This is a genomic window from Sphingobium sp. IP1 (assembly GCF_002708645.1).
In the GTDB taxonomy this organism is placed as follows: Bacteria; Pseudomonadota; Alphaproteobacteria; order Sphingomonadales; family Sphingomonadaceae; genus Sphingobium; species Sphingobium yanoikuyae.
This window is the reverse complement of record NZ_NOIW01000180.1, coordinates 1-5,938: the sequence shown is the minus strand read 5'-3', so window position 1 is coordinate 5,938 and position 5,938 is coordinate 1. Positions and strand designations below refer to the sequence as shown.

The 5,938-nt window shown below is 64.2% G+C and carries 8 protein-coding genes; 6 read left to right on the top strand and 2 right to left on the bottom strand.

Annotation, left to right across the window (positions count from 1 at the left end):
* From yidD to CG471_RS28575, 4 genes are all read left to right on the top strand, one after another.
* A partial coding sequence (yidD, locus tag CG471_RS28590) for a membrane protein insertion efficiency factor YidD (protein ID WP_257211726.1) occupies positions 1–160 on the top strand: 160 nt, incomplete at its 5' end.
* Between the two features lie 35 nt (positions 161–195).
* The gene (gene yidC, locus CG471_RS28585) at positions 196–1,902 is read left to right on the top strand and encodes a membrane protein insertase YidC (protein ID WP_099234520.1); all 1,707 of its coding nucleotides are present in this window, start codon (positions 196–198) and stop codon (positions 1,900–1,902) included.
* A gap of 41 nt (positions 1,903–1,943) precedes the next feature.
* Complete coding sequence (gene yihA, locus CG471_RS28580) at positions 1,944–2,591, top strand: ribosome biogenesis GTP-binding protein YihA/YsxC (RefSeq protein ID WP_004210031.1); 648 nt, start codon at positions 1,944–1,946, stop codon at positions 2,589–2,591.
* A gap of 4 nt (positions 2,592–2,595) precedes the next feature.
* Positions 2,596–2,898, top strand: a complete 303-nt coding sequence (locus CG471_RS28575; protein WP_099234519.1) for an alkylphosphonate utilization protein — start codon at positions 2,596–2,598, stop codon at positions 2,896–2,898.
* 6 nt (positions 2,899–2,904) lie between these two features.
* On the opposite strand, the gene CG471_RS28570 is transcribed toward CG471_RS28575, so the two are convergent.
* Positions 2,905–3,456, bottom strand: a complete 552-nt coding sequence (locus CG471_RS28570; RefSeq protein ID WP_099234521.1) for a 2'-5' RNA ligase family protein — start codon at positions 3,454–3,456, stop codon at positions 2,905–2,907.
* 118 nt (positions 3,457–3,574) lie between these two features.
* Here CG471_RS28570 and CG471_RS28565 point away from each other — a divergent pair, with 118 nt between their 5' ends.
* Positions 3,575–4,009, top strand: coding sequence for a pyridoxamine 5'-phosphate oxidase family protein (locus CG471_RS28565; RefSeq protein WP_099234518.1), 435 nt, complete (start codon positions 3,575–3,577; stop codon positions 4,007–4,009).
* A gap of 17 nt (positions 4,010–4,026) precedes the next feature.
* Positions 4,027–4,404, top strand: a complete 378-nt coding sequence (locus tag CG471_RS28560) for a DoxX family protein (protein WP_099234517.1) — start codon at positions 4,027–4,029, stop codon at positions 4,402–4,404.
* Positions 4,405–4,407: 3 nt separating this feature from the next.
* Here CG471_RS28560 and CG471_RS28555 read toward each other — a convergent pair whose 3' ends face one another.
* Entirely contained in the window at positions 4,408–5,646 is a 1,239-nt protein-coding gene (locus CG471_RS28555) for an aminotransferase class V-fold PLP-dependent enzyme (RefSeq protein ID WP_099234516.1), read from the bottom strand.
* Positions 5,647–5,938: the final 292 nt, after the last annotated feature.

The window sequence follows — 5,938 nt, the reverse complement described above, 5'->3', positions numbered from 1 at the left end:
CCGCATCCTCCCCCCCACCTGTCGCTATGCCCCCTCCTGTTCGGAATATGCGATCCAGGCGGTCGGCAAATATGGTGCGATCAAGGGTAGCTGGCTGGGGTTCAAGCGGCTAATGCGTTGCCACCCATGGGGTGGTTCGGGCTATGACCCGGTCCCCTGAGACATTGACGAGTATAGACGGCGGAGCCGAATAGCGTGGACGACAAGAAGAATATCATTCTGGCGGTGCTGCTGACCGCCGCGATCCTGTTCGGCTGGCCCTATATCTCCGAACATTTCTTCCCGGCGGCCAATCCGCCCGCGACGAAGATCGAGGGGGGCAAGACCACCCCGCTGACGCCGGCGGGCGAGGCCCCGGCGCAGGATGCGTCGACCGCGATCCGTGATCGTGCGCTGGTGCTGAAGGAAACGCCGCGCGTCGCGATCCGCACGCCCAAGATCATAGGCTCGATCAACCTGAAGGGGGCGCGCATCGATGATATCGTGCTGCCGACCTACAAGGAAACGATCGCCAAGGATTCGCCGGCGATCCGCCTCTATAGCCCGAGCGGCACCAAGGACGCCTATTTCGCCGGCTTCGGCTGGCAGGGCGAAGGCATCAAGACCCCGGACGCCAACACCGTCTGGACCGCCAGCGGCACCGAACTGACCCCCACCAGCCCGGTCACGCTGAGCTGGAACAATGGCGCGGGCCAGAGCTTCGAGATCCGCTATTCGATCGACGAAAATTACATGATTTCCGCCGCGCAGAAGGTGTCGAACAGCGGCACCGGCGCGATTGCGGTCAAATCCTATGGCTATGTCAGCCGTGCGGCTCCGTCGGCCGATCCCGACACCTGGACCATCCATGTCGGCCCGATGGGCGTGTTCAACGGCGCCGCCAATTATGACGTGAACTACAAGGATCTGGAAAAGGGTCCGGCCAGCCAGAGCTTCCAGTCGACCGGCGGCTGGATCGGCTTCACCGACAAATATTGGCTGTCTGCGCTGATCCCCGACCAGAAGGACGCCTTCACCGGCCAGATGCGCAAGGGTGCCGGCACCCAGTTCCAGACCGATATCGCGCTGGCCCCGGTCATGCTGGCCCCTGGCAAGGCGATGACCCAGACCAACCGGCTGTTTGTCGGCGCGAAGGAAGTGAAGACGCTGCAGGCCTATGAGCGTGCCGGCGTGCCGCTGTTCGACCGCGCGATCGACTGGGGCTGGTTCTACTGGTTCGAGCAGCCGATCTTCGCGCTGCTGCACTGGCTGTTCGAGACGCTCGGCAATTTCGGCGTCGCCATCATCTGCCTGACCTTCTGCGTCCGCGCCCTGATGTTCCCGGTCGCCCAGCGCCAGTTCTCCAGCATGGCGGCGATGCGCGCGGTGCAGCCCAAGATGAAGGCGCTGCAGGAGAAATATAAGGACGACAAGCAGCAGCTGCAGCAGAAGATGATGGAGCTGTACAAGCAGGAGAAGGTCAATCCGCTGGCCGGCTGTCTGCCCATCTTCATCCAGATCCCGATCTTCTTCGCGCTGTACAAGGTGCTGCAGCTGACGATCGAAATGCGTCACCAGCCCTTCGTGCTGTGGATCAAGGATCTGTCCGCACCCGACCCGCTGCACATATTGAACCTGTTCGGCCTGCTGCCCTTCACCCCGCCCTCATTCCTGGCGATCGGTGTGCTGGCGCTGCTGCTGGGCATTTCGATGTGGCTGCAGTTCAAGCTGAACCCGGCCCAGATGGACCCGATGCAGCAGCAGGTGTTCGCGATCATGCCGTGGATGATGATGTTCATCATGGCGCCGTTCGCCGCCGGCCTGCTGGTCTACTGGATCACCAACAACTGCCTGTCGATGGCGCAGCAATGGTGGCTGTACAAGCGCCACCCCGTGCTGAACACCGCGACGGCCACCAAGTAAGGAAAAGGAAATCCTCCCCGAAAGGGGGGGATTTTTTCGATATGACAGAAGACGACAACACCGCCCTGATCGAGGAAGCCCGCAAGCTCTTTTCCGGGCCGATCAGCTTCCTCAAATCCGCGCCGACGCTCGACTATCTGCCCGACATGGCGGTGAACGAGGTCGCCTTTGCCGGCCGTTCCAATGTCGGCAAATCGTCGCTGCTGAACGCGCTGACCAACCGCAATGGCCTGGCTCGCACGTCGAACACGCCGGGCCGGACGCAGGAACTCAACTTCTTCGACGTTGGCGATCCGCTGCGCTTCCGCCTGGTCGACATGCCGGGCTATGGCTATGCCAAGGCGCCCAAGGATCTGGTCAAGAAGTGGCGGTTCCTGGTGAACGACTATCTGCGCGGTCGCGCGGCGCTCAAGCGCGCGCTGGTGCTGATCGACAGCCGCCATGGCATCAAGGATGTCGACACCGACATGCTGGACATGCTGGACGGCGCGGCGGTCAGCTATCGCATCGTCCTGACCAAGAGCGACAAGATCAAGGCGAGCGAACTGGTCGCCGTGACGCAGCGCACCGCCGATGCGATCCGCAAGCGCCCCGCCGCCCATCCCGAGATCATCGCCACGTCGAGCGAAAAGGGCATGGGCATTCCCGAGCTGCGCGCCGCCGTGCTCGAAGCCGTGAGCCAGGGATAAGCCGATGGCCGACGATGACTATGTCTATGACGAAGCCAGCGGCGAATGGATCAGCGCGGCGGATGCCGCCGTCAGGGCCGATGCCGGCGATGCCGTGGAAGTGCGCGATTCGGTCGGCAATCTGCTGGCCGATGGCGACCAGGTGACGCTGATCAAGGATCTGGTGGTCAAGGGCGCCGGCCAGACGCTGAAGCGCGGCACGCTGATCAAGTCGATCCGCCTGACCGGCGACGCGCAGGAAATCGACTGCCGTTATGACGGCATCAAGGGGCTGGTGCTGCGCGCGGAATTCGTGCGCAAGCGCTGAGCGCCATCAGAACAGGCTATATTGGCCGCTGCCGCGCAGCGGCCATCGCCCCAGCAATTCATGATGGGTGCGGCCGACATGGCTGCATAGCAGCACGAAATCCTCCACCCGCCAGTGGAAGCCGCTGATCCGCTGGGTGGCCGGCGCGCCGTCGCGATAATAGAGCGTCTGGTGCGGGTTGAAGCTCCAGCCCGGACGGGCGCCCACCCCTGCCCGCTTCATCGCCAGCGCCACCTTGCGCTGCAATTCCCGGAGCGGCGGCAGCGCATGCGCCGGCCGCAGCGCGGCCGATCGGCCGCCCTCGCTCAACTGGTCCAGCGACAGATCGAATGGATCGGCCAGGATGCCGGTGAAGCTGCGGTGCATCGCCTTCACCAGCGCATAGGGATAGTCCGGCCAGTCGTCGGTGATCCCCAGCGTGATATGCTGGTGCGCCGGCAGGATGCGCTGGGCATCGGGCGCCAGCGTCTCGGCGAAATGGTCGATCTGCCGCGTGATGCGGGTCGGCGGCTTCAGCGCCACGATCAGGCGATAGAGCGACGGCGTGCGGGCAAGCATGGCGAACATCCTCCGAATCGGAATATGTTCACTATATGTTCTTTTCTTCGTCCTGACGAATCCGACGCATCCGAATCCGCTCTGTCAGCGTTGAACCGGGCAGAAGAGGAGAGCGACCATGGCCCAGCAGACCATCGCCACCCTGGCAGACAAGATGCAGCAGATCGATTTCGCGATGCTGTCCACCCATACCGAGGACGGCCAGATTGGCGCCCGGCCGATGAGCAACAATCAGGACGTCGCCTATGGCGGCGACAGCTATTATTTCACGACCGAAGACACGCTGATGGTGAAGGATATCGAGCGCGATCCGCGGGTCGGCCTGTCCTTCCATGGCAAGGGCGGCCTGATGGGGCAGCGGCCCCTGTTCATCGCGGTCGAGGGCCGGGCCGACCTGATCCGCGATCGCAGCGCCTTTGAAGCCCATTGGAACCCGGACCTGGAACGCTGGTTCGCGCAGGGCGCCGACACGCCGGGCCTGGTGATGATCAAGGTCCATGCCGAGCGCGCCCATTATTGGGACGGCGAGGATGAAGGCGAGTTGGAGTTGTAGCCGTTACCGCGCGCGCCATCGCCCGTACCGTCTTGGCTCTTGCCTATGGCATTGCGGGCGCCGCGCATCTGATGCGGCCGACCGGCTTTGTCGCGATCACGCCACATTGGGTGCCGGAGCCGCAGCTCGTCGTCGCGCTGACCGGCATTGCCGAACTGGCCGGAGCCGTCGGGCTGATGATCCCGGCCACGCGCCGTGCCGCCGCGATAGCCCTCGCTCTCTATGCGCTGTGCGTCTGGCCAGCCAATTTCAACCATGCCCTGCATGACATCCCGCTGGGCGGGGTGCATCTGAGCTGGTGGTATCATGGCCCCCGGCTGGCGCTACAGCCAGTGATCATCTGGTGGGCATTATGGGCCGGGGCGGTGATCGACTGGCCGTTTCGCCGACGATAGCGGTCAGGCCTTCGCCAGAAGGTCCGCGATCAGGGCGATCTCGTCGGCGCTGTTGTAGATATGGGGCGAGAAGCGGATGGTCGGCTTGCCGTCCGCCTTGGACAGGGCGACCACCACCTTGCCCTGGGTCCAGAGATGATCCCGGATCGCCAGCACATTCTTGCCGGCGAAGGTCGGGGTGATGACTGGGCCGGTCAGCCCCTTGGTCGTCGTGCCGACCAGCTTGGCGCCCGGCAGGCGCAGTACTATGTCGCGCATCTGGTCGCCGATGGCGAAGGCACGGCGCTCCACCTCCGCCTCGCCGATCGCATCCAGCGCATCGAGCGTCGCGTCGATCGCGATCAGCTTGGGATCGTCGCGCTGGCCGAGAATTTCATATTTCTGCGCGGTATCGAGATTCTTCTCGTCGGTCAGCCAATAGCCATGGCTGAGCATGATCGGTTCGAGCTGCGCCTGGCCTTCGCGCCGGACATAGAGGATGCCGCCCTCCAGCGGCCCCATCATCCATTTATGGGTGCTGCCCGAATAGGAATCGACGCCGAGCGCCGGCAGGTCGAGCCGCAGCCAGCCGAAGGTCTGCGCACCGTCGCCGTGCAGCCAGATGCCCTTTGGTCGGGTCAGCGCAGCAATCTGCGCCAGCGGGAAGATCATGCCGGTAACGTTCGACATGTGCGACAGGAAGATGGCGCGGGTGCGCGGCGTGATGGCGGCGGCAAACAGGTCGACCACCGCCTGGGCAGAGGTCGCATAGACCGGCACCGGCAGGATTTTGAGCACCAGCCCTTCGCGCGCGGCGCGCAGCTTCCACGTCTCCAGGGTCGAGGGATGGTTGTGGTCGGTCAGGATCACCTCGTCCCCGGCCTTGAGCGCCAGGCCGCGCACCGCGACCGTGTTCGCCTCGCTGCTGTTGCGGACCAGCGCGATTTCCTGCGCGCTGACGTTCATCCGCTTGCCCAGGCGCGCGCGCAGGGCATCGGCCGCGACCGGATATCTGGTGCGATATTGGGGTGAGGGGTTGGCCTGGAACGCCTGCGTTTCGCGCTCATGCGCGGCGATCGCGCTGCGGAAGGCCGGGCCGATATTGGCAGCGTTGAAATAATGGATGTCGGGCGCCAGCAGCAACTGGTTGCGCGCGCTATTGCCCGTTGTCGCGCCCCGCGCCGCCAGCGGCAGCGCCGCCCCCACGACCGCCGCCGCCTGCAACAGGCCCCTGCGCGAAACGTCCTTGCTCCGGTCGGTCATGCGATGCCTCCTGCCCTATTCCAACCCGTTGACGAATAACCGGCAGCAAATCCCCTAATCCCGACAGGCGGTTGTCTTTCGGGGGGAGCGGCCTAGTGTGGCGCCCAATCCCTATCCCGAACCGTTGAGAGAGCGATGACCCGGCATATTCCATGGATCCTGACTGCGCTGGTGGGCGCGGTATCGCTGGCGGTCGTCGCGGTCTCGCGCGGCGAAACGGTCAATGCGCTGTGGATCGTGGTCGCCGCCGTCAGCTGTTTCCTGGTCGCCTATCGTTACTATGCGCTGTTCA